The sequence below is a fragment of the Aurantimonas sp. A2-1-M11 genome (assembly GCF_036549475.1).
Lineage (GTDB): Bacteria > Pseudomonadota > Alphaproteobacteria > Rhizobiales > Rhizobiaceae > Aurantimonas.
The window spans coordinates 58,399-82,962 of record NZ_JAZHLI010000002.1 but is presented as its reverse complement, the minus strand read 5'-3'; the positions used below and the strand labels follow the sequence as shown (position 1 = coordinate 82,962).

28 protein-coding genes and 2 tRNA genes are annotated in these 24,564 nt (G+C 62.0%); 3 read left to right on the top strand and 27 right to left on the bottom strand.

Annotated features, from left to right (window positions below; translation table 11 throughout):
- Positions 1–6: 6 nt before the first annotated feature.
- The 27 genes from VQ042_RS01330 to VQ042_RS01200 form a co-directional block, all read right to left on the bottom strand.
- A complete protein-coding gene (locus VQ042_RS01330) occupies positions 7–642 on the bottom strand; it encodes a hypothetical protein (protein WP_331814639.1) in 636 nt (211 codons plus the stop codon).
- Positions 643–686: 44 nt separating this feature from the next.
- Positions 687–2,747 (bottom strand): tape measure protein, encoded by a 2,061-nt coding sequence (locus tag VQ042_RS01325; RefSeq protein ID WP_331814637.1) that lies wholly within the window; start codon positions 2,745–2,747, stop codon positions 687–689.
- Positions 2,748–2,920: 173 nt separating this feature from the next.
- Positions 2,921–3,340, bottom strand: a complete 420-nt coding sequence (locus tag VQ042_RS01320) for a gene transfer agent family protein (protein WP_331814635.1) — start codon at positions 3,338–3,340, stop codon at positions 2,921–2,923.
- Positions 3,340–3,789: a phage tail tube protein gene (locus VQ042_RS01315; protein ID WP_331814634.1), complete on the bottom strand. Its 450-nt coding sequence runs from the start codon at positions 3,787–3,789 to the stop codon at positions 3,340–3,342. Before VQ042_RS01315 ends, VQ042_RS01320 begins: the two co-directional genes overlap by 1 nt.
- A 71-nt stretch (positions 3,790–3,860) precedes the next feature.
- The gene (locus VQ042_RS01310; RefSeq protein ID WP_331814633.1) at positions 3,861–4,244 is read right to left on the bottom strand and encodes a DUF3168 domain-containing protein; all 384 of its coding nucleotides are present in this window, start codon (positions 4,242–4,244) and stop codon (positions 3,861–3,863) included.
- On the bottom strand, positions 4,241–4,714 hold the full coding sequence (locus tag VQ042_RS01305; protein ID WP_331814632.1) for an HK97-gp10 family putative phage morphogenesis protein: 474 nt from the start codon (positions 4,712–4,714) through the stop codon (positions 4,241–4,243). Before VQ042_RS01305 ends, VQ042_RS01310 begins: the two co-directional genes overlap by 4 nt.
- Positions 4,714–5,061 carry a head-tail adaptor protein gene (locus VQ042_RS01300; protein ID WP_331814631.1) on the bottom strand — a complete coding sequence of 116 codons (348 nt, stop codon included), beginning with the start codon at positions 5,059–5,061 and terminating at the stop codon, positions 4,714–4,716. The genes VQ042_RS01305 and VQ042_RS01300 overlap by 1 nt, the downstream gene beginning before the upstream one ends.
- 160 nt (positions 5,062–5,221) lie before the next feature.
- On the bottom strand, positions 5,222–5,632 hold the full coding sequence (locus tag VQ042_RS01295) for a hypothetical protein (RefSeq protein ID WP_331814630.1): 411 nt from the start codon (positions 5,630–5,632) through the stop codon (positions 5,222–5,224).
- Positions 5,633–5,654: 22 nt separating this feature from the next.
- Positions 5,655–6,200, bottom strand: coding sequence for a head-tail connector protein (locus VQ042_RS01290; RefSeq protein WP_331814629.1), 546 nt, complete (start codon positions 6,198–6,200; stop codon positions 5,655–5,657).
- Positions 6,200–6,382, bottom strand: a complete 183-nt coding sequence (locus tag VQ042_RS01285; protein WP_331814628.1) for a hypothetical protein — start codon at positions 6,380–6,382, stop codon at positions 6,200–6,202. The genes VQ042_RS01290 and VQ042_RS01285 overlap by 1 nt, the downstream gene beginning before the upstream one ends.
- Positions 6,383–6,444: 62 nt before the next feature.
- On the bottom strand, positions 6,445–7,722 hold the full coding sequence (locus VQ042_RS01280; RefSeq protein WP_331814627.1) for a phage major capsid protein: 1,278 nt from the start codon (positions 7,720–7,722) through the stop codon (positions 6,445–6,447).
- Positions 7,723–7,814: 92 nt separating this feature from the next.
- Complete coding sequence (locus VQ042_RS01275) at positions 7,815–8,444, bottom strand: HK97 family phage prohead protease (RefSeq protein ID WP_331814626.1); 630 nt, start codon at positions 8,442–8,444, stop codon at positions 7,815–7,817.
- Entirely contained in the window at positions 8,441–9,736 is a 1,296-nt protein-coding gene (locus VQ042_RS01270) for a phage portal protein (protein WP_331814625.1), read from the bottom strand. Before VQ042_RS01270 ends, VQ042_RS01275 begins: the two co-directional genes overlap by 4 nt.
- Positions 9,733–11,280, bottom strand: coding sequence for a terminase TerL endonuclease subunit (locus tag VQ042_RS01265; RefSeq protein ID WP_331814623.1), 1,548 nt, complete (start codon positions 11,278–11,280; stop codon positions 9,733–9,735). Before VQ042_RS01265 ends, VQ042_RS01270 begins: the two co-directional genes overlap by 4 nt.
- Before the next feature lie 37 nt (positions 11,281–11,317).
- Positions 11,318–11,782 carry a terminase small subunit gene (locus VQ042_RS01260; RefSeq protein ID WP_331814621.1) on the bottom strand — a complete coding sequence of 155 codons (465 nt, stop codon included), beginning with the start codon at positions 11,780–11,782 and terminating at the stop codon, positions 11,318–11,320.
- A 620-nt stretch (positions 11,783–12,402) separates the two neighbouring features.
- On the bottom strand, positions 12,403–12,579 hold the full coding sequence (locus VQ042_RS01255) for a hypothetical protein (protein WP_331814619.1): 177 nt from the start codon (positions 12,577–12,579) through the stop codon (positions 12,403–12,405).
- 216 nt (positions 12,580–12,795) lie between these two features.
- A tRNA-Pro gene (locus tag VQ042_RS01250) sits at positions 12,796–12,868 on the bottom strand.
- Between the two features lie 51 nt (positions 12,869–12,919).
- Positions 12,920–12,997 (bottom strand) — tRNA-Met (locus VQ042_RS01245).
- A 242-nt stretch (positions 12,998–13,239) separates the two neighbouring features.
- On the bottom strand, positions 13,240–14,298 hold the full coding sequence (locus VQ042_RS01240; protein WP_331814617.1) for a hypothetical protein: 1,059 nt from the start codon (positions 14,296–14,298) through the stop codon (positions 13,240–13,242).
- Positions 14,299–14,536: 238 nt separating this feature from the next.
- Positions 14,537–14,707, bottom strand: coding sequence for a hypothetical protein (locus VQ042_RS01235; RefSeq protein WP_331814615.1), 171 nt, complete (start codon positions 14,705–14,707; stop codon positions 14,537–14,539).
- A gap of 609 nt (positions 14,708–15,316) precedes the next feature.
- Complete coding sequence (locus VQ042_RS01230; protein WP_331814614.1) at positions 15,317–17,776, bottom strand: bifunctional DNA primase/polymerase; 2,460 nt, start codon at positions 17,774–17,776, stop codon at positions 15,317–15,319.
- Positions 17,754–18,029 carry a hypothetical protein gene (locus tag VQ042_RS01225; protein ID WP_331814613.1) on the bottom strand — a complete coding sequence of 92 codons (276 nt, stop codon included), beginning with the start codon at positions 18,027–18,029 and terminating at the stop codon, positions 17,754–17,756. Before VQ042_RS01225 ends, VQ042_RS01230 begins: the two co-directional genes overlap by 23 nt.
- Positions 18,026–18,283: a hypothetical protein gene (locus tag VQ042_RS01220; RefSeq protein WP_331814611.1), complete on the bottom strand. Its 258-nt coding sequence runs from the start codon at positions 18,281–18,283 to the stop codon at positions 18,026–18,028. The genes VQ042_RS01225 and VQ042_RS01220 overlap by 4 nt, the downstream gene beginning before the upstream one ends.
- Positions 18,280–18,672: a hypothetical protein gene (locus tag VQ042_RS01215; RefSeq protein WP_331814610.1), complete on the bottom strand. Its 393-nt coding sequence runs from the start codon at positions 18,670–18,672 to the stop codon at positions 18,280–18,282. The genes VQ042_RS01220 and VQ042_RS01215 overlap by 4 nt, the downstream gene beginning before the upstream one ends.
- Positions 18,673–18,817: 145 nt before the next feature.
- Complete coding sequence (locus tag VQ042_RS01210; protein WP_331814608.1) at positions 18,818–19,093, bottom strand: helix-turn-helix transcriptional regulator; 276 nt, start codon at positions 19,091–19,093, stop codon at positions 18,818–18,820.
- 94 nt (positions 19,094–19,187) lie between these two features.
- On the bottom strand, positions 19,188–19,556 hold the full coding sequence (locus VQ042_RS01205) for a hypothetical protein (protein WP_331814607.1): 369 nt from the start codon (positions 19,554–19,556) through the stop codon (positions 19,188–19,190).
- Positions 19,556–20,737, bottom strand: a complete 1,182-nt coding sequence (locus VQ042_RS01200; protein WP_331814606.1) for a tyrosine-type recombinase/integrase — start codon at positions 20,735–20,737, stop codon at positions 19,556–19,558. Before VQ042_RS01200 ends, VQ042_RS01205 begins: the two co-directional genes overlap by 1 nt.
- Positions 20,738–21,091: 354 nt before the next feature.
- Between VQ042_RS01200 and VQ042_RS01195 the strand changes: the two genes are divergently transcribed.
- The 3 genes from VQ042_RS01195 to VQ042_RS01185 all read left to right on the top strand — a co-directional run bounded on the left by VQ042_RS01195 (position 21,092) and on the right by VQ042_RS01185 (position 24,472).
- Entirely contained in the window at positions 21,092–22,543 is a 1,452-nt protein-coding gene (locus VQ042_RS01195) for a cryptochrome/photolyase family protein (protein WP_331814605.1), read from the top strand.
- 130 nt (positions 22,544–22,673) lie between these two features.
- Positions 22,674–23,714, top strand: coding sequence for a cysteine synthase A (locus tag VQ042_RS01190; RefSeq protein ID WP_331814603.1), 1,041 nt, complete (start codon positions 22,674–22,676; stop codon positions 23,712–23,714).
- Between the two features lie 2 nt (positions 23,715–23,716).
- Complete coding sequence (locus VQ042_RS01185) at positions 23,717–24,472, top strand: alanyl-tRNA editing protein (protein ID WP_331814601.1); 756 nt, start codon at positions 23,717–23,719, stop codon at positions 24,470–24,472.
- The last annotated feature ends 92 nt before the right edge of the window (positions 24,473–24,564 follow it).

Below are 24,564 nucleotides of genomic sequence, written 5' to 3'. Positions count from 1 at the left end.
CGATCGCTAAACAGATTCCACAAAGTCCATCGACACCATGCCGGTGCGCGCAAGCTGCAAATCGAGCCCGCCGCTGCCGTCATCCATCAGGCGCATTTCACAGGTCGGGCGAGTGAAGTTGACGGCCTGGCCGAGCGTCACGGCATCGCGCAGGGGCGGCTCAATTGAGAACGTCGTCGAGTTGATGACACCGACCACCACGTGCAGGCGCCCTTCAGACGGGGAAAGGTATTGCCCCGCCTTGATCGCTTCGCCTTGGCTGACTGCAATCTGAACCGTGGTTGCGCGGCGGGCGGCTGCCGCTGCGAATGTCGCGTTGACTTCGCTTTCGGTCGGGATCTCCGGGTCTTCGTATATCGTACCGTCCAAATGACGACGGCGCGTAAAGCCGGGGTGCAGGGCGCGCCCATAGGCATCCTTCGGCCAGTTCACCCGCTTGCCGTCGAACGGCGATACAAGCACCGTTCCTGTCCTGCCGCGAAGCGACAGCCGGAACGCACGCCACGCCAGCACCTGCGCGTTCGTCCGCACATAGATGCCGCCAAGCGAAGCGCGCCACCTGCCCGCGCCGGAACCGACTATCTGCTCCAGACCGTTAGTGGAAACGCCCCCCGACCGGGAGGCGTTTTCGATGTCGAACATGACCGACTGCGGTATCAGGCCGGATGGAAATGCCGTTGCCATGCCTACCCTTTTCGCCGTTGCCGGTCCTGCTGAAGCTGCGGAAATTGGCTAGCGGATTGCTGCATCGCCTGTTGCGAACGGATCTGCGCCCGCTGGTCGGAAATGCTGGTGACGAACGGCGTCAGGTTGCCGGACTTGTCGACATCGACGCCGACCGTGACGTGGACGTTGCGCCCCCCGCCCCCACCCATTGCGCCATTCGGAATCACCGTCCCGGCGCTACTCGGCACCATGAGCTCCGGGCCGCGCTCACCGACGACATAAGCCTTGCCGGATGACACAGGCCCGCCGCTTGCGCGGAAGCCCCCAAAGATGCTCGAGATGATGCCGCCGATTCCACCACCGAAACCGCCGCCACCGCCGCTACTGAAGAGGCTGTTGAGGGCGATATCCAGAAGCTTGTCGGCCACCTTGCTCAGCGCGTTGGACAGCGCGTCGGCTGCACTTGCGCCGTTGCGAAGGTCGGAGATAAACCCGCCGGTGATATCCTTGCCAAGATCGCGCATATCCTGCGCCGTCTCACGGGCCTTGTCCTGACTTTCCGCCAGCTTTTCAGCCTCGGCAGATGCCGCCGCATAGCCTTCCGCCAGGCTCTCGATGCTCGCCCTGATTTCGGGCGTAACCTTGATGCCTTCGCGCTCGGCTGCCGTCAGCAGTTCCTGCGTCGAAGTGATCTTTTCCTTGGCAAAGCCGTAATCCTCCAAGAGAGGATTGAGGCCCGCCATGGCTACGGTCTCACTTTGGAGTGCGGCGGTGCGCTCCTTGATCTGGCGGATTTCGCGTTCGTAGTCGTTGGAACCAGATCCGCCGCCGCCGCCGCCGCCGCCACGGGAGCGTCCACCGCTTCGGCCTCGCCCGCCCCCGCCGCCTACGGGCTTTGCAGGTGCGACGTAATCGGACAGTGAGACCGGCGTGATGACTGGCGCCGGCTTCGGCGCTACCCGCCCGCCACGCTCGGCCAATCCTTCACCAGTGCCGCGCGTTAGGTCGAACGCATCCTCGATACGCTCATTACCGCCGCCAAGCTGCGTCCGAATCTGTTCCTTGAAATTCTTGGACAGTTCGTCGCGTGAGATGCGGTTCTGGAATGCGTCCTGAATACCGGACAGCCGGCCAATCTCGCTGGCGAGGCTGGTGATCGAACCAATGACGCTGACAGCAGCATCTCCGACATTGATAATGCCATTGATGACAGGCGAAAAGTCGGTGCTTTCAACAATATCTGCGAGTGTATCGAGTACGCCAGCAAGACGCTCGCTCGCATCGGAGCCTTCGTTAAGTTCGCCCGCCGTATCGATTAGAACATTCTGCAGCCGGACAAAGCCTTGACTAACCGTTTGCTCTGCGTTGGCGACCTGGCCTTCCAAAATGCCGGCGCCGGCCTCAAACGCCCGGAAAAACGCTTGAGAAGAAACCTCGCCGTTAATGACGAGCGACCGAAGCTTTGCGACCGAGCCGCCAGCCTCCTCAAGGCCAGCCGCAGCGGCCCGCGCGATGGTCGGCGCGCCTTCAAGGATGGAGTTGAATTCTTCCGCCCGGACAACGCCGCCACCGAGCGCCTGCGTCAACTGGATCAGGGCACCGCGTGCCTCTGCGGCAGACGTGCCCTGAACGCGAAGTGCCAGACCAATCTTGTCGGTAAAGTTCAGTATCTCGCCGGTGGTGACGCCTAGTTCGCTCTGTGCCAAACCCAGCCGGGAATAGAGCGTCGTTAGTGTCTCCAGCGGCGCATAATTGCGCTGTGCGCTGGCGAACAGGCTATCGTAAACCTTCGTCAGTTCCTCGCCGGCAAGCCCCGTGACCTTCAAGGCATTCTGAATGCGGATCGACGCATCGACTAGCTCACTAGCACTCCGCACCGCCGCCACACCAGCAAACGCACCGATAAGCCGCGTACCCATCCCAGCAAAGGTGCTGTTCAGGCTGGCCGACATCCTCTTGGCGCGACTCTCAATCCTGCCAAAGCTCCGGTTCGTTACCTGCTCGGCTTTCCCCATCTGCTTCCGCATACCATTGATATTCGCATCAATGCGGACGACGAGTTGTTCAATGTCGGTTGCCATAAATATCTTCCATGGGAGCGCGGCACAGAGAGCCCGCGCTTAGCGCGGCGCCCTCGCCAGCATGGCCTCAAACTCGGCTTCGCTAGGCGGCTCGACGGACTCCGATCCGTTCGCCTTCATCCAGCCCTTTGCCGCTGCACCCCATTCCGCCAGAGACATCGACAGCGGGTCCGTCACTCCGATGGCTGCGGCGCTTCCGACGATGCCGGCGAGGTCGAGTCGGTCGTCCCCGCCGGCTCTGCTTCCCCCGTGTCGGACGAAGCCTCCTCACCCTTGTCGCCTGGCAGTCGGGACATGGACGCGCCTAGAATGCCGAACGCGATAATCCGGCTTTCCTCGATCGGGCGCTCTTCGCAGTAAAACCGCACCTTGCGCATGGCCTCGACGGGCGACATGCCGCCGCCAATCAGCCCAAGCCGCACAACCTCCACAACGTCCTTCGTGTGGCAGGATGCATCCCGCAGCGACTTGAGGAGCGTCCAGACGCCCTTGTCGCGCTTGTCCTCGAGTTCGCCCATTTCAGCGAGGCTTAGGCGGAAGGGGTATTCCCCATCCGCCCATTCAAGCACCACCGTGCCGTGCTTGTGCGCCATTACGCGGCAGCCGTCCAAGTCATCACGCCGGTGCTCTCGAGCGTGACGTTGGCCGTCACCTTGTCATTCCGCCCGCCAGAGCTCTCAAAGCTCGTCAGGTAGAACGCGCCCTCAACGTAGCCGCCGCCAGCCGCGCTGCCGACATCAAGCATCACGCGGCAATTCTTCGGGGCGGCCGATGCCATCCAATCAAACCACGTCTGGAAGCTGGGCGTGTGCAGGATGCCGGCACCCGTGATGGTGGCCGACATGCCGTCAACTTCCCGCTCTTTCCAGCCTGCGGCATCTGGATCGTCGCAATCGGGAATCACGAAGTCGTTGCTATCGACGGAAAACGAAATTCCGCGCTCGGCATTGATCATGCAGTCAGCGGCGAACACTTCCGGCGATGCGCCGTCGCCAATCTGAACAAGCAGCTTTTTACCAGAAACGGTCTGTACCGGGGCCATGGTCTTCTCCAGTCAAAGAAAAGCCGCCCCGGTGGAGCGGCTGTGGTGGTGCGGATGGTGGTGGGTTGCGGCTATGTCGTCTCGACCGCGTACCGGAAGGTGATGACGCCGTGCGTCGTGATACCATCCGGGTCTTTCAGGTAGCGCGCCGTCTCCAGCGCTCCGATCACGACGCGGAAATCCGCTATCGTCAGTTCCGTAGCGAGCGTGCCGGCAACCTGTGCGCCAATCGTCTTGGCCTCGGCACTCGACGAGGCGCGGGACCAGACATGTACGTCAACGAACACGTCGAAGGCTTCGCCGCACGTGCCGCTCGTGTCGATCACCTGCTCGTCGCCAATCACGACGTATGGAAACACCGGCGAGGCAGGCGGGCGGTCATAAACGCGGTCGCCTGCCACGTCGGCAGCCGTCAGGGCGGCATAAACCGCGCCTTGTATCTGTGGGCCGATCATGACTTAGCCACCTTCACGGATGCCTTCTTGACGGCGCGACTGATGCCGGCCTTCACGCCCCGCTTGCGAAGGCGATAGGCAGGATAAAAGAACGGCTGTGGGGGTGTTCCTGGGTGCCATGTGCCGGCGAACTTGCCGCCCTGTGCATGGCCCGCCGTGCCGAATTCGATAAATGCCGCGTAGAAAGCTTTGGCGTCACCAGCGTGAACCGTCACGCTCAGGTCACTATCTACAATGGTGCCACTGGCCCCCACGCCGCGTACGTTGGAGTTTGCCGCCGTGTATTTGCCGAAGGTGTAGCCGATGGACCGCTTGAGATCGCCGGAATCGGATGGCGCCAAGGAATAGGCCGTGTCGGCAATCTGATAGGCGCCTTTTTCCAGCGCCTTGCGGACTTCGCGACGGACTTCCTTCGGTATGGCGGCAAGCTTGCGGTTTAGGCTCTTCAGCCCGCGCACACTCGTCGCCACTACTGAGCCACCCCGCTTTCACAGAGCATATCAAGCCAAGCCCGGTCCTCTGTCGGTTCTACAGACCGGATCTGATACGCCGTGCCCTCGCGCGCATCCACCGCCTGCCAGTCCGTCGTGATCGTCTCCGTGTCAGGCGAGCGCCGCACTGTCAGAATGACAGGCTGCCTGCCTTCAAGCCGTGCCGCCTGGACGGCCTCAGATCCGCGAAGGAACTGCCGGCGCGCCGACACCACGAACTGCTCCGCAAAGCCGTCTGTGGTGCCGCCATAGCCGTCAGGGACGCTAACCGGAGACCGAAACGACAGTCTGTGCTTCAGTTGGCCGGCTGTAGTCGGCTTTGCCATCGTCAGCCTCCATAATAGCTCCTGCACGGCGGGCAGCGGCGACGTGCGCGCGCGGTATCAAGCCGGACCAGCCGGCCTTGTAGGCGATCGTCACGCCGGGCTTGCTTGGCGGACGGTAGTCGAAATTGCGGAGGAAGGTGGTGTGGGGTCTCATGGCTGCTTACAGCGCCACGCCGCTCGCCTGGATATCGATCGCCAGCACAGTGGTGGACTTCGCAAGGCCCATCAGCACCACGTAGTCGCCGCTCGCGATGTCAGCCACAGGGCAGATGCCCCCAGGCGTCGCGCTCAAATAGTAGGCTACACCCGCCGTAAGCGTGGCGCCGATCGTGATGTCGCCAGCCTTCTGCACCGCGAGCGGCTGATTCAGCGCGGCTCCGTGCAGGGCGATGCCGACCGGCGCGCGAACCGCAGCCGTGGCGCTGTCGTTGTCGGCCAATTCATACTTGCTCGTGGTCGCGTTCTTGTAGACCACCTGCCCGGCCGTAATGGCCACGCCAGCCGTGCCGCGCTCGACACTGGCATTGCTGCCCGCAACAACGGAGCTTGCGGTAACTGTAATGTCAACCATCTTGTGTCGTCCTTATTGCGCGCTAGGCGCCCATGCGGAAATTGCAGAGAAGGGAATCGAAAGTCGTCCAGTCAGCCATCGCGGCTGGAACGCGAGTTTCGTAGCTGTCGGAGACAAACAGGATGATCGCGTGCTTTACCGCAGGCGGGACGGTCGCGTAACCGACAACTGCCGTAACCGTAATGCGCGATCCGTGCTGCGGGGTGGGCCACTGCTGAGCGTGCTTTCGCACAATGGCAGTATCTAGACCGTCCGCGCGCACTTCGTAGACATCCGTGCTCAGCGTCTGATCGGCGCCATCGGTGTCCACGTACTCAATCGAGGTAATCGACTGGATCGGGCCTTCCGGCAGGCGAGCCATATCGGAAAAGGCATCGCACTTGATGGTGAGTGTCTGAGTGGCAAACCGCGACCCGCAATACCGTTCAGCATGGTCGCGGGCTGCTGAAATTAGTCGCGTCAGCATCGGGTCGTCGTCGGTGTGGTCGATGTAAAGCTGACGCTTCATCTCCTCGACAGTAACCGGCTCCGCTTCCGCTGCTGTGGTAATGGAAGCCGGATACCACATTAGCCGCGCTTCTCTTTGACGGGGCGCCTGACGGCCTTTTCCGTCACATCTTCGGCAACCGGAACGGCATAGCCCGCCTCAATCAGGCGGATTGCTTCCGCGTCTCCGAACTGTTCGGTTTCGTCGCCAGGCGACAGCGCGAAAGCGACTCCAGCCATGCTGGTGGTCATCTTGATTTTCATGGTGTCTCCTGCGACCGGCTGTGGGGAGAGTGGGCGACCGAAGCCGCCCACTCATTGCCAAATTAGGCAGCGGCAGTGATCAGGTGCTTGACGGCGCCTGTGTCGCCGAGCTCACCGTCGAAGCGGATCAGACCGGCGATGCCGAGATCCGGCCAGAAGCGCTCGCGCATCACGCCGATAACCGGCGAGCCGACCTTGCGGACAAAATACTTGCCGAGGTCACCGAACAGCATCACCTTCTTGGCGGCGGCCAGAGAGTCCATCGCCTGATTGATGCTGTAGCGGTAGCCAAGCAGGGCGCCCGGCTCACCAGTCTGCACGTTACCCATGTTCCACAGGTAGTTGCCGTCGCCGTCCTTCAGCTTGCGGATAGCCGCCAGCGTCGCGTCATTGAACATGAACCGAACCTTCGGTGCCGAGCGGTATGCCGGGTCAACCGAATGCACGAGGTCAATGATCTCGTCAGCCGTGATGGCCGCGACCGCTGCCGAAGTCTTGCCGAGGGACGACGCCGTAACCACACCGTTAGGCGCGTTGGAGCCGGTGCCTACGGTAAGCTGCAGGTTGGCAATACGACCAAGGCGCTCGCCAAGCAGTTCGCCGAGAAGCGACTCCATGTTGAAGATGCTGTCCTGCGCGAGCTCCATCGAGAACTTGACGAACTCGGTGTCGAACACATAGGCATTCAGCGTCTTCTGGCCGAACGTCACATCCTTGCCGCCATCGTCCGTCAGTGCGGCGCCTTCCGTGTGAGGCTCAGCAGTCACGGCGGTGTCGTCGACGGCCGGGATGGTGAGCGGGTTGCCGCTCGAGGTGTTCATCTCCGTCGCGGTGTTCGCGTCGTACATCGGACCCCAAGCCTTCATAGACTTGATGATCACGTTGGCCAGCTCGGTCGGAACCGTGTAGCCGCCAGCAGCCGCAGAGGTCGTCTGCGCGCGGAATTCAGCCTTCTGCTGGACGCCGCTGCGAAGGATGGCGCGCTCTTCCGGCTCAAGCTCGCCGAGATCGGCACCGCGCGAGACGAACTTGTAGAAGACCGAACGATAATCCAGCTTCTCGCCGTCGTCGGTGCCACGGGCCTCACCGTCGCCACCGTTCGGGCGCTTGCGGGCGCGCTCTTCGGCAGCCCGCTCTTCAAGGCGCTTCTCGATGTCGGCCTGCTTCTGCTCGCGGGCAATCATGCCCTCGACCTTGTCGAAGTCGGCCATGATGGTGTCGTGGCGCTGCTCGAGTTCGGTGGAGCGGGCCTCGTCGGTATTCGACTTGATCGCGTCCAGAGCTTCTCGGGCCTCAGTCATGAGGCGGCCGCGCTTCTCCTGCATCTCGTTGAGATTCACTTCACATTCTCCAAACTAAAAAGCCCGCTCAGTGGCGGGCATTGGGGAAAAATGGCAGGGCTTTTCGCCCGCCCTCCGGCATCGCCGGGTGACTACGAGGCGCCCTGCCGGAAGCCCCGAAACTTTTGCTCCTGCTGCATACGTCGCTCGGCTACCCGGCGCGCTGCAGCGGCTGCGTTGTCTTTCCTGCGCTGTTCCTCTGCCAAGACTTCCTCAGCCTCGGCACGGACGGCCTCAAGCGCGCGAACGGCAAGGGTCGTGCCCTCATAGGCGGGGAAAGCCACCGCAGAGACTTCGAACAATTCGACCGCCTCGACGGTGCGGATTGGCAGATCGCCGGTTTCGTCCCACGACTGCTTCGTCGCCCGGAAAGAAAAGCTCATGCCGCTGATGTCGCCGCGCCCGACCAGTGTCCACAGGTCTCGTCCGTCTGCCGTGTCGGGGATATCAATCTCCGCGAGTAGCCCTCGGCTATCCTCCGACAAGCGCAGGGTGCCGCTCTTGGTGCGGCCGATCACCCTGCCTTTGTCGTGGTCGACGAGTGCACGAATATCCCCGCCAAGCGCCTGTCTGAACGCACCGGGCGCAATCCGCTCGACGAAATAGTCGCCGATAGTGGTGTCGTTGTTGAACACGGCGGCATAGCCCACCAGCGTCTTTTTGCCGTTCGTTGCCCGCGTCTCGACACCAAGGCCGCCGCCGCGTTTTTCAAGTTCGGTCATGATGCGGCGTCAGCCTCGTTGTCTTCGTCGTTATCGTTGTCGGGCGGCGGCACAACACCACCCGTATCGACTTCGGCGGCCTTCTGTTGCATCGCGAGCGGCACAGTGCCGCCCTGGATGAACAACTGGCTGCCATGCGGGCGCGCCGGCCTGTTCTCGAGCGCCCGCGCCTCGTTCGGCTCAAGGATTGCGCTCTGTACCGCCTGCGAAAGTGCGCCCATACGTGCCACGAGATCGCCTCGCATGAGTCCGTCCAGGTTGTGCTCCACGTAGCGGTTTCCGCTAGTGCGCCCGAACAGCTTCAGGTTAAGCTCGCCCTCAAACGCCTGCGCCCACTGCCCGACAAGGTGCTTCACAAGGATGGTGCCTTGCTGCTCCGTGTTGGAGTACGTGCCGTGCGTCAGATCCTGAAGGAATACGGGCGGAAGCTGGTATGTGCGGGCTATTTCCTCGATCTGGAACCGCCTGGCCTCCGTCATCTGCCCTTTGTCCGGGTCAAAGCCGACCGGCTTCAACTCGTAACCAGCAGGAATCGGGAAAACCTGTTCGCTGTTGCCCTTTGCGGCGTCGATCGCCCGCTTGATATCAGCCTGCGCACGCTTGATAGCATCCGCGCCGGCAGGGAGCGGCCCAACCAGGGCAAGCGGTGGCACACCGCCCCCAGCAAAGAAGTTGCTGGCGTAATCGTTCATCGCCAGCGCAAGCTGAATGGCCTTGGTCGCCGAAACGATGGGGCCGTAATGATTGAGGCCGTTCGGCTTCAGCATGAACGGTACGTCGATCACGTCAGCGGCGGGGTACTCCTTGCCGTCAACCTGATACACCGTCCGCATCCCGGTGCGCTTGATGGTGGCATTCGTCGGATCGATAGGCCAGATGGCCTCGACGCCCTGCGGCGTGCGCTCAATCCACGCCAGCCCGCGCCCGCCCGTGAACACCTGCTGCCAAAAGTACTGACGGAACTTGAAGGAATCCATTCCCTCGTTCGGGGCGCCATGGACCACGAGGTCCATCTTGCCCGTCAGCCGCTTCGGGCCGTCGTCCGTCTTGCGGTACGCATGAAGGGGGAGCGTCGCCAGCGTGCGAGACAGGAACGATACCGCCGCCCACACGGCAGGAACCGTGAGCGCGCTATCGATCGTGACGCTCGGCAGATTGTTGCCGTTGACGCCGAAGAACGAAAGGAAGTTCTCCGCACTCACTGGAACCGTTGGGTTCTCAATGGTCGCCGCACGCTGTTCAGGCGCGGCGGGTGGGTCAGACTTTCGCCCGCCGAATCCGAATATGTTCATGCTTCCACCAAGCTAAAGGACGGATCGTCCCAGGGGGACTTCGGGGTTGAATTGTCCTCGTAGGTGCCTGCCACGGCCGCAGCCATTGCGAGGGCAACCGCGCCGTCAATGCGCCCACGCGCCTTCGACTTGTCGAGTTTCCGGTTGCCGGACGGGTCGGTTTTGACGGTGGCGTTGACCATGCACATATTCAGGACCGGATGCTCCGAGTGCATGATCGTCTTGTTCAGGATCAGGCTCTCAAGCGAGCGCAAGGCCGGCGACATCGAGGCATAACCCTGGCCGAACTGCTCGAATATGGCATCATCACCCTCAAGCTGGGCTTCTTCAAAGCCCGCATTAAGTAGCCACGGCTTCAAGTGACGCCAGTTCCACCGATCAAAGGCAATCTTGCGGATATCCGCCGTTTGGCTCAGTTCGAACAGGTGATGCGCCAGAAACTCATAATCGACGGTGGGGCCGGGAGTGGTGTTTAGAAAAACGTCGCCGTTTTCATTCGGCCGCGCCCAAATATCGTAAGGTACGCGGTCATCCTTGGCCTTCTGGCGCAGGTTTTCGCCAGGAAGCCAGAATGTCGGACGCACGTGCCACTTGCCTGCGTCGGGCGCCATCAGGACCAGCGCGGTAAGGTCATTTACCTCGGAAAGATCCAGCCCGCCGAAAACAGGCAAGCCTGCGAAATCAGCAACTGTCGCCGCCCCGCACGCCTTCCAAATCGAAGGCGACACGAATGGGGCTGTAGCGTCAATGCGCTGGTTCAAGAAAAGCCAGCGGAAACTGGATTCAACCGTTGGCTGGCGCGATGCGCGGCGAGCCATGTCCGCCACTTCAGTAGTGGAGCGAAAAACACCTAATGCGGGATTGGCTGCGGCCCATGCGTCCGCGTCCTCTAGTTCACACTCTTTGGGCGCTGTGTAGACGTGGCTGACAATGCGCGGATCCTTGGATGTTTCAGCATCGTCAATCCAGCGGGAAAATAGGTCGTTGTCGGTTGCCGCCTGCGTGGAGATGGCGAATAGCATCGCCCTCCCCTCGTATGCGCCCTGCGAAGTTTCAATCGCCTCCACAAAGGCGTCAGTCGGCCCCTTGACCTGGCCAACCTCGTCAAGGATGGCGAGAATGGGCGACCCGCCGTGAGCCGTCGCAGCCTCAGCGGAAATCGCGCAATACTCGACATTCTTTGCGTACCCGAGAATTGTCTTGCTGGACGGAATGCACCGCCCTAACTTCTTAAACTCCGGCTGCATCATGAACATTTTTGAAGCGTAGCCGTAGACCTCGGCCGCCTGCTTACGCGAGCGAGCGCCAGAGACGATGCGGCTGTTTTCGTATGCCTCAGGACCGACGATGTGCGCCAAAAGAAGACAGGCGATCAAGCCTGTTTTACCATTTTTTCGAGCAATCGAAAGGTATGCGCGTGAAGTCCCGACCGGATTGTCGTAAACGTCAAGAACGAAACGCTTCTGAAAGTCGAGAAGCCGAACTGGCTTTCCGAGTAGCGTTCCCTCGGGAACGATGCAGTAGCGCTCGATGAACGCTATCACGCGCTCGCCCCTCGTCGTCGCCCTTTCCGCCATTTCACTACCCCGGACGCGCCAGCAGATCGTCCTCAAGGGGGTTGTCACCCTCGATATCTTTGGCTTCCGCCCTTCGCTTGCCCACGTCCCTCGCCTCGCCGCTTTGCGCGCGCGCGTGAAGAGACAACGAGCGTCGAAATGAAAGAATCGAACTAGCGTGCATCTGTACGATTGACTTGCGCGGGTTTGCGACCGGCGTGCCCTTTTCAGAGTACGCAACACCACCCTCATCACGCAGCAGCTTTTGCTCCCGCGTAAGGTCTGCCATTGTGCGCGCGAGCATCGCGGCGATCTCTAGCTGGTGCGGCGACCACTCCGACCGGGCGTACTCTGCGATCACGTTTGTGAAGAACGGAATATCACCGTCGTCCAGTGGAACGTTGTCTGGAGGCAAAATCTCTGATAATGCTTTAGCCATGACGCGCACGGCCTCAGTCGAGCTATCGATTCGCGCTTTACGTGGCGCCATTTTCCGACCTTATAGAAAAAACTGTAATAGCGTTAGTTCCGATGGTGGGCGCCGGTGCGGGCCGGAGTCGCTCCAGTCCCGCGACCCACCCCCGTGGCACTCTTGCCACATGTGGCCGATCTGCATCGGTGGTACATTTTTGTCACATGACGGATGCGTCACATGTGGCTCAAATGTCACATATAGTCATGATTACTTACTATCAGCCTCACTTACTGTATCGGATACCCATCCGGCCCGAACGTCACCACCGTCTGCCCAAGGTCTTCACGCTGACCTCTCGACGAGTGACACGGGCGGCACGTGCTGACGAATGGGCCCGTGAAGAACTTGTCTATGTCGCCCTTATGCCCACCATCTGCGTGGTGCACCTCGGTGGCGGCCTCGACGATCTCTTGCTCTAGGCACCACTCACACAGCGGATCCTGCGCCAGCTTGGCTAGCCGTATGCGCTGCCATCGTGCCGTGCCGTATAAGCGGCGCCATGCCTTGGCCTCGTCGCTTCGCTGGTCGCTATAGCGTGTTCGCGGTGTGGTGCGTGGCGTGCCGCTAACCCGCGACATACAGCAGCACGAGCGCCAGCACGTCGGCCCACTGTGGGTGGATGTAGGTGGTCATCATCAACCATGACCTTCATTCAGGCGAAGCAAGAAGCGATCGGCAGCAGCCTGTGCATCAGAGCGCGTGGGCCAGAAGGCCCGCCCGTCCTCGCCTATGTTCTTGCCATCCACGCGAGCATAGAAGGCGCCATCCGCCGTGTACTCGCCAAGGCCGAGACGGTGTGCGGTTGCGCGCATGCTACTCTCCCCTATGAATTGATTACCGGTTGCCAGCCACCCGGCGATGCTCTTACGGGGCATCGGCATCCACGGCCCGGCTACCACAGGACGGACGCAAGCGCCGCCGTGCCGGCCACCTGGTAGCGGGTGGGTGTATCCGACATGGATGAGGGGCCAACTTCCGCAAAGGAGCGGCGCATTCGCATGTGCTCACGCTGGCCAGATGAGCCGATGTCAGGGCGGTCGGACTCGAACCGACGACTCCCGGCTTCCAAGGCCGGTACTCTACCAACTGAGCTACGCCCTGTAGGGCGGTCGCGGTCGCTCGCTATCCATGGTGTGTCTGCCCTTGTGCGGTTGGTTGCGGTGGACCGGATTCGAACCGATGACCTGCGGCTTATGAGGCCGCCGCTCTACCTGGCTGAGCTACCCCGCATGAAGAAAGCGCCCGGCTACAACCGCCATAAGCAGGAGCCGGGCTTCACCAGTCGCGGAGGAGACGCGCCGGGTGAATGAGGACGGTGGCCGCATGCAATGCAGAGACGGTGCCCACCGTGAATAGTTACGCCACGGCTCAGAGGCTAACCCGAAGTCAGCATAGCCGGGCGTCCGTCGCTAAGCGCACGGAACAGTGTGGGTCATCTTGCGACCCATTCACTGTATAGGGGCACCAGTTGGCTAATGCTGTTCCGCCAACTTCATTGCATCTGCCAGATTGTCGTTGGCAGCCACAAGTAGTCGCCGTCCTGCTGCCGTCGCATCCCTGCCGGAATACCCTCGCGCCTCACCGAGCTGGCGAAGTGTTGTGGCCGATGCGGTCGCCGTCAGCGTCTCGAAATGCTCGTCGGAAAGCGCCGCGACGACTGCAGCCCAGGCGTTGCGATCCTCCATCGCGGTGGCGGCGCCTTCCCAGGAGATCGCGGAGTTATCGGGACTCAAGCCCCGCTTCATCCCGAGGAAAAGATCCGCAATGTTTGTCGGAAAAGCAGGCAGACCCTTGGGATAGCGCCTGATCTTCGGCAGCGCCGGCGTTGCATCGTATGCTGCGGCAAGCGCCGCGCGATCCTGGGCCTTCGATGTGCGGGCACCGGTTAGCCGCTTGGCCAGAAGGCGCGGCGGCTTCACTCGTCTGGCTCCTAGCGTCTTGGCGAAATATCTGTTGCTCACTGCAGTCTCAGACGGATCCCGCGCCGATCCCTTATCCCGCGAAGACTTGACGCGAGTGTTGAGCATGGCGCCCACCGGCAACACCACCTCGCCCTCGATGACCTTCCCATCCTCGACCAGGATGTGGCACCGCTCCATCTGCGTGCCGTCGCTGAAGTGCAGTTTGCCTATGCGGACGATCGGGCCGCCCTCTTTCGTGGCGCGATCAATGTCGCCGCCCGTCGCGACATATTCCGTTTTCCCGTTACGCCTCTGCTCGATCATGTCGACGTGCTCTAGCGACCGTTCGATCTCGCCCAAGGACGGCGTGATCTCCAATGCGCGTTCGGTTCCAACGCCATCGGCCGGTCGACGATTGTCGTTCGCCGGAATGGTGCGCCAGTTCGTTTTGATGGGCGATGCCGGTTCGGCCGGGACATCCTCGGCTATTCCATCAGGGCGATTGCGCCAGGCGAGCAACGCCTGGAGTTGATCGCCGATCGATGCATGGCGCCCCGTCGATCGCCCGGCACGCGGGAGGATGGCGCTATCATTCTTCGGCGCCGTTTCGCTCCACTTCTGGATCGCCACGCGGTGCTCTGCAGGGGTTCGGCTCAAGGGGTCGCCTTCCGTGAATGGGATGAGGGCAGGTTGTCGTTGGCGGCGGCCGGCGTTCGGAAGTTCGGGGGAAACTCGCCGCGCGACATGGCGATGAAGCGATCCAGCGCGGTGACGCCGGAGGACGGCAGGTAAAAGTCTCGAGTCATCGCAGGTGCCCGCCCCTTGCCGGGGCACGGGCCGCCTTGAGCTCTGTGCGAACTGCGGATCCTCACTGGAGGTCAACCAGATCAATCCAGTGCCATTCCCATTTTTCGTGGGTCTCGCACCAGACGAGAGCCAGTTGTTCGTTTCCGTCGATCTCGTCGAGGCTATCGACCTGCGCCGGGTCGATCTCGTGCCGGATGGTCCGGTCGCCCTTTTTCTCTACACGAACAATCACGGTTACCACTCCCCTTGGTGCATTGAGCGCCATACGCTACTAGATATAGTATTTTCGGGTGGTCCAAGCGAACTTTGGATGTGACAGTGGGGCAGATCTCTGTGTGACGGTTGCCGGCCTTTCGTTTCGGCGGCAGCGTTAAAGGCGTCGTCCGGCACATTGGCTACCCGCATGGCTGTCACCTGCTGGCGCTTGGACATGCCGGCGTCGGTGGCGGCTTGGGTGCGGGTAAACGGGGTATCGGTGGCGGCACCCCGTTTACCGTCTCTTGCCCCTTGCCCCGGCTCGATCTGTTTCAGCAACTCCCCGGCCCGGCGGATGGGCATGCCAATGGGGTGCCTCGCGCCCGCGTGCGCGTGACCGACCCCAAAAACAGGCGCTAAACCGGCCTCTGGGGTATACCCTGCCAACAACTGTACCCCCTCTTTATCTAACTACATGATATTATTATTTTATTATGATTATAAGAGGGGGTAAAGAGGGGGGTAAGGCCGGGTTCAAGGCGGTTCCGAGAGGGGGGTCAAAAAGTCCCTCGGAAAAATGGAAACTCCGGATTTGTACCCCCTCTTTACCCCGCCTTGGACCGCCCTTTTGCCTTGGCTTGCACCACTACTCGGGCGGCAGAATTATCGCGTCTTCTGGCAGGCTGCCGGCAGCCCAATAGCGCAGTTTCGTCTGACCACTGTCCGCAAGCGCCCGCGCCCAGTGGACCTCCCTGCTCACACGCAGCATCTTCGTAATGTCGTCCATCCGGCGGGTGTCGATCGCGCCGCGCATCGCCTTGACGAGGCTCTTTTTGGTTATCCCGCTGCCCCTCTTTCGGATGATGATCTGCCGGACTCTGAGGTATTCGAGCGCCTTGTCGTTGTCAGCGATGTTCATATCGGCTCCATTCAAGATCACGCGCAGGGAGTGCTCGGCAACCGCGTTCGCCCATTCCTGGATTTCGCGGGTGATGACGGGCGCTTTAGGGGCGCAGCCCACTGCAACGATCATGGCGAGGCGGGCGGCATTCTCGCCAACGCGATTCAGGATGGGCCGATACTGCGGATCGATGGATTTCTTCATCGCCCGCATCCGGTCGTCAAACTCCTCAAACAAGTCGTCGACGCCAGGATCCCACTCGACTGTGACGACCGGGAACGGCTTCTCGTCAGACTTCGCGGAGAGGGCGCAGAATGGTCCAGGGAACCTCGACTCGCCGCCTAGCAGCGCAGCGACCTTTCGAGACAGGTCCGACGGAATGTCATCGATACTGCCGACCGGTCGCCGCACCTTCTTGGGTTCGCAATTGCCGACGTCGACGAGGACCAGGCGGCCCAGCAGACCTTCCGAGATGTTCCCGCTCGAGAGTGCCCCCCAAAAGGTCGACGGGGTTGATATGCCATGGATGCTAAAGCACGGTTGGACGATGCGGGGGATGTTTCCGCCGGCCTTCTCCTGGCCGCCCCAGAACCCGGCTGTGGCTCCCGTCAGCTCCATAAGGGACGTCGTGACCTCAGCCCGATGGGTGGCCACGTTGCGCCCTGTGTGGTCCGCGAGGAAGCGCCCGAACTCGTCCACGACCGCGATGCATGACGGCGCCTTTCGCAGCCTACCCGCCAGCCCCGGAAGGCTTCGGATCTGGTCGGTGAAGAGTGCCTCCGACACCTTGGCACCATGAAGCGTGCTATCTGCAAGCGCAGCCGGAACGCGGATGGTCACGTCCTTGCCGAAACCGGACTCGGCGAGGCCGACGACGTAGAGATTGCTCCGCAAACCGGTCGGGCCTTTGTAGCGACGCCCGATCAGCCCAGCGGTGAACGCCAGTGAGGCGACAAGCGAAAGGTGCGGCGATGGGAACCGGGCGCAGCTCAGGATAAAACGCGCGAACTCGCCCACGGCGCCGGGCGGGAAGCAGAGAGCTTCTGGCAAGCCGCCAGCGTCAGCTTCGGGGATGCTGGCAATTCCAACGTCCTCGTCGTCGTCATCCTCATCTTCTATGATCGGGGTGTTATCGTTTGCTGCGACGAGCGCGGGTTTCCGCCCCGACTTTACGGACGCAAGCAGGGTGCGGCTCGCCGAATTGTCGAAGGCTGGACGCTCGTCTCCGATCCTCGATCGCAGCCAATCTGCCGCCTCGGCCGGAGCGATGCCAAGCACGGTCGCGGTGATGTCCACGGGATTATAGCCCTGATTTCCCGCAGCGTAGTCGACGATTCCGTCCGGCGAGAAGCACAGCGACAGACCGCGCTTATGACCGCTCAGCCCCCTGGATGACGTAGACGGGCGGAAGTCGGCGCGGGCGAGAAACCCGCCCTCGTAGGGCCGAGTGCCAGACAGGCCAAGGGCGGGAACCCAAGCGCCCAGATTGGCCATGGCTCTGGATTTCAGTTCTGCCCATATGCCGTCACCAGCCGGCGCGCGCTGTGCCGTTGGCTCGTATTCCGGTTGCACCCTGGCGGGGCCGGCCGTGCCTATCAGTGTTCCTCGTTCTGACAGGTACGCTTCGGCCTCGGCAACGAACGCGTCGATCGCCTCTGCAGTGATGACCGGCAACTCGGAGAACGGCACGACCAGCGGCGAGGCCCCAATCCATTCGTAGGGGCGCCCCGTATCGGGATGTTCGCCAAAAGCGATGATCTGCTGACCATCGCCCATCACTTCCACCTGGCACTTCAACCCGTTGACCATGTACGGCTTGGTTGCCGCCTTTGCCCTTGCCACTTCGGCGCGGAACAGGAATGTGACCTTGGGCGCCTTGCCAACTCTGCGGAGCGCGGCGCTGGCCCCGGGTAGACCTTCAGCGATGGCGACCAGTGCGTCGGCTGTTTCGGGATCCAGTGCGTCGATGTCGATCCCGACGAGATCGCCGCATAGGAGGCCCGTGTTGACATGCCGGGGGTGATCCTCCGTCAGTGCGGTGATCTGATCCAGCCCGGTTACGGGGGTCGTCCATCCTTTGCCGCCAGCCGCCTTGCCACGGGCGAGGACAGGGAAATAGCCGTTGGCGAAAAGCGCCAACCGAATGTCGAGAGGCGACAGCGTGTCAGCCTGTGCCGTCCGATTACGTCCGGGAATAGGTGCCATGGCTGTTACTCGCCCTTTCCATTTCAGATGCTGCAATTTCAGCGATCTCTGCCGCGAGTGCCGTGGAGAAGGTCGCCAGACGGCGACCTCCATTCCCTGATGGCGCGTAGACGAGATGCCGCCCGTCGGGGGCTCGCATTAGCCGGAGCCCGTATATGCGACAGTCGTCCGATAGCTCCAGGTCGAACACAGCCAGCGCCTTCACGTCCTTCGCCGGGTTGGACGCGACCCGTTCCAGGTGGTTGATCCTCATTGGTGGCCTCCATCTCCCGCAAGCTTCTCGTTGATGGCAGCGGCGACGAAGCCGGCGAGGTCGGGGTCGGCGACGAACACGTCGCCCAGGCGACGAAGCTCGCCCTTCCCTTCGGAAAACCGGATCCTGCGGCCGGTAGGTGTCGCCTCGATGCGCACGGGCTGAAGGACCGGCGAGCCGTCGAGGAAGCCGCAGATGGTGCTGGCGCCGTCATGGTAGATGACGAGACCGAAACCGTTGATCTCGGCGCTCATGAATTCACCATGTCGGCACTGACCCAACCGTGGCGCCGGCACCATGCCTTCTGAAAGGCGGTTCCCGCCGGCATGTGCGTCATGGCGTCTTTCGATACAGAAACGATGCGCTCCCCCAAGATTTCGGCGATGAAAGGCCAGAAAAGCATGTTTTCCGGGTCGTCCCGCTCAAGGTTTATTCCGAAAATCTCGCTGTAGATGTGCCGCTTAGCACGGTTCGCGCTAGACGATGACGACCGATAGCGGTCAGAGTAAAGAACTTCTGGAACCTGATATCCCTTATAATCGCCGTCAATCACCATGGCGATTAGATCGGTTCGTTCTTTTTCTATGGAGCGGCTTTCGAATTCGAGCCGATAAATGCCGTTCGGAATGGTGTTTTTGGTCATAGCTTCTCCTCCCGCCGTGTCCGCACGGCGGCTGTGGTGTGATTGGGTGGGTGTGGTTGGTTTAAGAGATGGCCGGTCTTCGGGGTGGTCGCTGTTGCGGACCACCTGCCGGCGGGTAGTCAGGCGGTTGGCTGATACGGATAGATCAGGCCGCCACCACCGCCCGTTGGACAGAGTTATCGTTCGCTAGATCGGCGGGCAGTTTTCTCCGACGCCCCGCGTTTGCTTCGTCTATGCGCTGCTGCAGCCAAGCATAGACATCGGTGCGCACGAACGCGATCCGCTTTTCACCCAACCTAACATCAACCGGGAAATCACCCGAGACGCGGAATTTGTTGATAGCCGTGCGCGACAGCGATGTCAGAGAGCAGACATCATTCAATGAAATGAGGCGAGGAGCTTGATTATCGTCTACATGCATTGCTTCACCCTTTCTTGTTGGTGGAGCACATGTAAGCTTTTCTGTCCCTCGTGTAACCGAAGTTAATTGGCAATTAGGTTCGGAGGCATCGAGTTTAATCGACGTTCCTCGCCTCGTTCGCGAACGCTAATGCATCGTCAATGGTGCGTTCGGAGCGCCTGAAGCGTTCCGCCAATTCAAGTCGCGCCTCCACGGCTTTTAGCCCGCTTTCCCGCAACTCGTCATAAGCTTCCGAGATCTCCAGCCAGTCGTTTGGATGCCCCACTTTTGGGCCGCGCTTGCTATTCGAGGTCGACGGAGAGAGCATCCTGGCCGCGATCTTTTGGAGCGGGATGCTCGCGGTACCTGCCTCCAGTTCCCTTACAACAATGGCACGTGCTTCAGCCCGATGCGCCAAGCCCTGATGCATCTTGGAATGCACCTCATTCGCGATAGGACAGACCAGATCCTTCAAGTTTGCCATCAGGACGTACCTTCGCAAAAGTTTGCCCACGCATCCATGAGCGCCCGACGCTTCTCGAGTGCATCGCCGCGCGAATACGCACGCTCCACAACGTCACCAACTGAATGAGCCAAGGCAGCTTCAGCGACCTCACGCTGGAACGTGGTTTCCTCTCCGACCCACGAACGGCAGCTGGATCTGAACCCGTGGGTTGTAAAATCGCTGGCACCGTAGGTCTTCAATGTCTTCGCGAACGCCATGTCAGACAGCTGTGCACCGGCTTTTGCGCTCGGAAAGACGAACTCCGATACCCGGTTTTCCGCCATGTCGCGGACAATTTGCGCGGCACGAGGCGATAATGGGACGCGGTGCGGCTTGCCGGACTTCATTCGCGTGCCAGGGATCGTCCACACCATGCGATCAAGGTCCATTTCGGACCACCGGGCGCCCCTTCCCTCGCCGCTCCGCACGGCGGTCAGGATGATAAATTCCAGAGCACGCGCCGCGATACCGCGTGCACCCTTTATCTTCGATATGAAATGCGGAACATCCGAGTAGGGCATAGCGGCGAAGTGGCTGCGTTTGAAGCTCTCTGGCGGTGGCAGTATCTGATCGAGATGCCCGCGCCATGTCGCCGGGTTCTCGCCCGTTCGCCAGCCGCTCGCTTTGGCGTGATCTAGAACCATCTTGATTCGTTCCCGCACCTTGGTCGCCGTCTCGGTCTTCGTTTCCCATATCGGTTTCAGGCACCGAATGATGTCGGCTGTCTCGATTTGGTCTACCCGCAGCTTGCGTATCGGCTTCGCATATTCGGTGAGGGCAAGCCGCCAACTGCTTTCGGTGCGTGCGCCCTTCCAACGTACCGCCATGGCGTCCACATAGTCGTCGGCCACCTTACCGAACAGAGGGGCCTTGGCGGCACGATCCTTCCGTTCCGCCATTTCCAGGAATGGATCGCCACCGCGACCGAGGATTTCCCTCACTTCGTCGGCCTTGGTCCGTGCGGCTGCCAGACCGACACGTGCCGTGCCACTGTCGTATGGACCGAGTCCCATCTCACGGCGCCTACCGTCGCGGCGATAGATGAACACCCAACTTCGATTGCCCGACCGATTACGATGAAGCCATAGCCCGTCGCCGTCGCTCAACTTCGCATCGGCCGAGGCCTTGATCTTCGTTGTAGTCAATAAATTGCGTGCCATCTGATCCTACCGACGCCCCTACCCGAAGGTGGTTGCTACAGCCGACCATATAGTCATGAGTGTCGAGCTAAACCACCGGAAATGTTAGGAGCACAGCCGATTAGGTTGCAATAAAAGCAGAAGAAACAAGGGATTGTATTTTGCTCGGGGAGCCAGTTTCTGAAAGCCGTCGGTCTTGCGACCGGCGGCTTTCTTCGTTTCGGCGGGTGCCGGCGACCGGTGGCGGCCACGCCGGTCGTAACGGCCATGCCCCGTCGGTTTGTCGCACCGGCCTCGCCGACGGTCGCCTGCGCGACAGATCCTGCGGCCAGCCCGGCTGGCCGGATGGCATGGGAACAAGCGTAGGCAGCATTCATGACGAAGACATCACATTCCGCCCCCATCGTCGTCTGGCTTCGGGACGATCTGCGACTCGACGACAATCCGGCGCTGGCCGAGGCCGCCGACAGCGGCCGGCCGGTGGTGCCGCTGGTCGTGCTGGACGAGGAAAGCAAAGGCGTCCGGGCGCTGGGCGGGGCCCACAGATGGTGGCTGCATCATTCGCTGGAGCGCTTCGGCAAGGACCTCGCCGACAAGGGCGCGCCGCTGATCCTGCGCCGCGGTGCGGCCCGCCAGAAAGTCGTCGACGTTGTCGAATCGACCGGCGCGACCACCCTTCTGGTGAACCGGCGGTACGACCAGGCCTCGCGCGCCGTCGATGATTCGGTGGAAGAGGCGCTGGGCGACGCTGTCGACATGCAGCGCTTCACGGCCAACATCCTCCACGACCCGGACGAGGTGCGCACCAAGACGGGCGGCTGGTACAAGGTCTACACGCCCTTCTGGAAGAACCTGGCCGAACGCGAGCCCCGTGATCCGATCGATCCGCCCGAAAGGCTCAAGGCTCCGGATGACCAGCCGCGTTCCGACTCGCTGAAGGAATGGGGACTCTTGCCGACACGTCCCGACTGGTCGGGCGGGATCGCCGATTTCTGGGAAGTCGGCGAGCGCGCCGCCCATGCCCGCTTCGAGGCCTTCTGCGACGAGTGGCTGAACGACTATCCGGCCGGTCGCGAACGCCCGGCCGACGACGCCACTTCGCGGATGTCGCCGCATTTGCGCTGGGGAGAAATCTCGCCCTATCGCCTGTGGCACACGGCCGAGGCTTATGCGAACCGGCGCAAGACCATTCCCGGCGACGCCCTGCGCACCTTCAAGAAGGAGCTGGTCTGGCGCGACTTCAACTATCACCTCCTGCACAATTTCGGAGCGCTGGCGACCCGGAACTTCAACGACCGCTTCGACGCCTTTCCCTGGCGCGACGCGACGAAGGACCTGACGGCCTGGCAGAAGGGCCTGACCGGCTACCCGATCGTCGACGCCGGCATGCGCCAACTCTGGGAGTGCGGCTGGATGCACAACCGCGTGCGGATGATCGTCGGCTCCTTCCTGACCAAGGACCTGCTGATCGACTGGCGCGAAGGCGAGCGCTGGTTCTGGGACACGCTGGTCGATGGCGACATCGCATCCAACACGTCGCAATGGCAGTGGATCGGCGGCAGCGGTGCGGACGCCCAGCCCTATTTCCGCATCTTCAACCCGATCACCCAGAGCCAGCGCTTCGACCGCGACGGCGACTATATCCGCCGCTTCGTGCCTGAACTGGCCGCATTGCCGGACAAGGCACTGCACGCGCCCTGGGAGGCCGACGCGGACACCCTGTCCCAGGCCGGCGTGGAACTGGGCAAGACCTATCCCACGCCGATCGTCGACCATGGCGGGGCGCGCAAGCGCGCGCTCGATGCATACGGCCAGGTGAAGGGCTGAACCCCGCCGCCCATCGCCGGGCGCGTGGCGGACGACAAGTTTGACAGCGCAACCAATCATTGCCTTGTCACCCCAACTCACGGATCATAGTTTCGCGGCAGCATTCCGCAGCCCGCCAATCGAGTCACAGATGTCCCGTTACAATTCCGTCCTCGACACCATCGGCAACACGCCGCTCATCCGACTGCACAAGGCGTCGGAGGTGACTGGCTGCGAGATCTACGGCAAGGCCGAATTCCTGAACCCCGGCCAGTCGGTGAAGGATCGCGCCGGGCTGTTCATCATCCGGGATGCCGAGGAGAAGGGACAGTTGGAGCCCGGCGGCATCATCGTCGAAGGCACCGCCGGCAATACCGGCATCGGCCTGTCGCTGGTGGCCGGCGCGCTGGGCTATCGCACGGTGATCGTGATCCCCGAGACCCAGAGCGCGGAGAAGAAGGACGCCCTGCGGCTGATGGGCGCCGAGCTCATCGAGGTGCCGGCCGTCCCCTACAAGAACCCGAACAATTATGTGAAGGTCTCCGGCCGTCTCGCCGAGCAACTCGCCAGGACCCATCCGCAGGGCGCGATCTGGGCGAACCAGTTCGACAATCTCGCCAATCGCGATGGCCATGTGGTCACCACGGCCGAGGAGATCTGGCACGACACCGGCGGCGAGATCGACGGCTTCGTCTGTGCCGTGGGCACTGGTGGCACGCTGGCCGGCACCGCCATGGGCCTGAAGCGCCGCTCCGGCCAGATCAAGTTCGGCATCGCCGATCCGATGGGCGCGGCGCTCTACAGCTACTACACCACCGGCGAGTTCAAGTCGGAGGGCTCGTCCATCACCGAGGGCATCGGCCAGGGCCGCATCACCGCCAATCTCGAAGGGTTCGAGCCGGACTTCGCCTACCAGATCCCCGACGACGAGGCGCTGCGGATCGTCTTCGACCTGATCAGCGAGGAAGGCCTGTGCCTCGGCGGCTCGTCGGGCATCAACATCGCCGGCGCCATCCGCATGGCCAGGGAGATGGGGCCCGGCCACACCATCGTGACCATCCTCTGCGACTACGGCAATCGCTACCAGTCCAAGATGTTCAACCCGGCCTTCCTGCGCGACAAGGGCCTGCCCGTGCCCGACTGGATCGAACGCCAGCCGCAGTTCGACGTGCCTTTCGAGACGGTGGACTGACCATGTCCGACGGCGGCACGGAGCGCATCTATCAGGACGATTCCTATCTCTCCACGATGGAGGCGCCGCTCCAGCACGTCGAGACGACCGGCGACGGACGCAGCGGCCTCGTCTTCGCGCGCACGAATTTCTTCGCTGCCGGTGGCGGCCAGCCTGGCGACACCGGCTTCGTCGAACGGGCCGACGGCAGCCAGTTGCCGATCGTCGACACGGTCTATGCGGCCGACAAGTCCACCATCCTGATGCTGGTCGAGGACGGTGCGGCGCTGCCGCAGCCGGGCGAGATGCTGGTCCTGCATGTCGACTGGAAACGCCGCTACAAGCTGATGCGCATGCATACGGCCTGCCACCTTCTGACCGTCGTCTGCCCCTTTCCGATCACCGGCGCATCCGTCGGCGAGGACGAAAGCCGCGTCGATTTCGACATTCCCGAGGGCGCGCCCGACAAGGCCGCGACGAGCGCCGCACTGATAGAACTGGTGGCGGCCAACCATCCGGTCTTTACCCGCTGGATCAGCGACGCCGAACTCGACGCCAATCCGGGGCTTGTGAAGTCGGCAAACGTGAAGCCGCCGCGCGGCACCGGCCGCATCCGGCTGGTCTGCATCGGCGACGAGGGCGCGGTAGATGCCCAGCCCTGCGGCGGCACCCATGTCCAGGAAACAGGCGAAGTCGGTGACATTCACATCGGCAAGATCGAGAAGAAGGGCAAGGTGAACCGCCGCTTCCGCATCCGCTTCGGTCCCCTGCCCGCCTGACACCCTTTCGCCGCCCTTGCCGAGGCGAGAACGGATGCGATCTACTGCGCCATCCGTTGCCGCGGCGGCGGCCAGTGCATGATCGAGGCGGC

Coding starts and splice junctions, on each gene's coding strand:
- VQ042_RS01330 (WP_331814639.1), bottom strand. CDS start 642: ATGTTCGACATCGAAAACGCCTCCCGGTCGGGGGGCGTTTCCACTAAC.
- VQ042_RS01325 (WP_331814637.1), bottom strand. CDS start 2,747: ATGGCAACCGACATTGAACAACTCGTCGTCCGCATTGATGCGAATATC.
- VQ042_RS01320 (WP_331814635.1), bottom strand. CDS start 3,340: ATGGCGCACAAGCACGGCACGGTGGTGCTTGAATGGGCGGATGGGGAA.
- VQ042_RS01315 (WP_331814634.1), bottom strand. CDS start 3,789: ATGGCCCCGGTACAGACCGTTTCTGGTAAAAAGCTGCTTGTTCAGATT.
- VQ042_RS01310 (WP_331814633.1), bottom strand. CDS start 4,244: ATGATCGGCCCACAGATACAAGGCGCGGTTTATGCCGCCCTGACGGCT.
- VQ042_RS01300 (WP_331814631.1), bottom strand. CDS start 5,061: ATGGCAAAGCCGACTACAGCCGGCCAACTGAAGCACAGACTGTCGTTT.
- VQ042_RS01295 (WP_331814630.1), bottom strand. CDS start 5,632: ATGGTTGACATTACAGTTACCGCAAGCTCCGTTGTTGCGGGCAGCAAT.
- VQ042_RS01290 (WP_331814629.1), bottom strand. CDS start 6,200: ATGTGGTATCCGGCTTCCATTACCACAGCAGCGGAAGCGGAGCCGGTT.
- VQ042_RS01285 (WP_331814628.1), bottom strand. CDS start 6,382: ATGAAAATCAAGATGACCACCAGCATGGCTGGAGTCGCTTTCGCGCTG.
- VQ042_RS01275 (WP_331814626.1), bottom strand. CDS start 8,444: ATGACCGAACTTGAAAAACGCGGCGGCGGCCTTGGTGTCGAGACGCGG.
- VQ042_RS01270 (WP_331814625.1), bottom strand. CDS start 9,736: ATGAACATATTCGGATTCGGCGGGCGAAAGTCTGACCCACCCGCCGCG.
- VQ042_RS01260 (WP_331814621.1), bottom strand. CDS start 11,782: ATGGCGCCACGTAAAGCGCGAATCGATAGCTCGACTGAGGCCGTGCGC.
- VQ042_RS01255 (WP_331814619.1), bottom strand. CDS start 12,579: ATGCGCGCAACCGCACACCGTCTCGGCCTTGGCGAGTACACGGCGGAT.
- VQ042_RS01230 (WP_331814614.1), bottom strand. CDS start 17,776: ATGGCACCTATTCCCGGACGTAATCGGACGGCACAGGCTGACACGCTG.
- VQ042_RS01225 (WP_331814613.1), bottom strand. CDS start 18,029: ATGAGGATCAACCACCTGGAACGGGTCGCGTCCAACCCGGCGAAGGAC.
- VQ042_RS01220 (WP_331814611.1), bottom strand. CDS start 18,283: ATGAGCGCCGAGATCAACGGTTTCGGTCTCGTCATCTACCATGACGGC.
- VQ042_RS01215 (WP_331814610.1), bottom strand. CDS start 18,672: ATGACCAAAAACACCATTCCGAACGGCATTTATCGGCTCGAATTCGAA.
- VQ042_RS01210 (WP_331814608.1), bottom strand. CDS start 19,093: ATGCATGTAGACGATAATCAAGCTCCTCGCCTCATTTCATTGAATGAT.
- VQ042_RS01205 (WP_331814607.1), bottom strand. CDS start 19,556: ATGGCAAACTTGAAGGATCTGGTCTGTCCTATCGCGAATGAGGTGCAT.
- VQ042_RS01200 (WP_331814606.1), bottom strand. CDS start 20,737: ATGGCACGCAATTTATTGACTACAACGAAGATCAAGGCCTCGGCCGAT.
- VQ042_RS01195 (WP_331814605.1), top strand. CDS start 21,092: ATGACGAAGACATCACATTCCGCCCCCATCGTCGTCTGGCTTCGGGAC.
- VQ042_RS01190 (WP_331814603.1), top strand. CDS start 22,674: ATGTCCCGTTACAATTCCGTCCTCGACACCATCGGCAACACGCCGCTC.
- VQ042_RS01185 (WP_331814601.1), top strand. CDS start 23,717: ATGTCCGACGGCGGCACGGAGCGCATCTATCAGGACGATTCCTATCTC.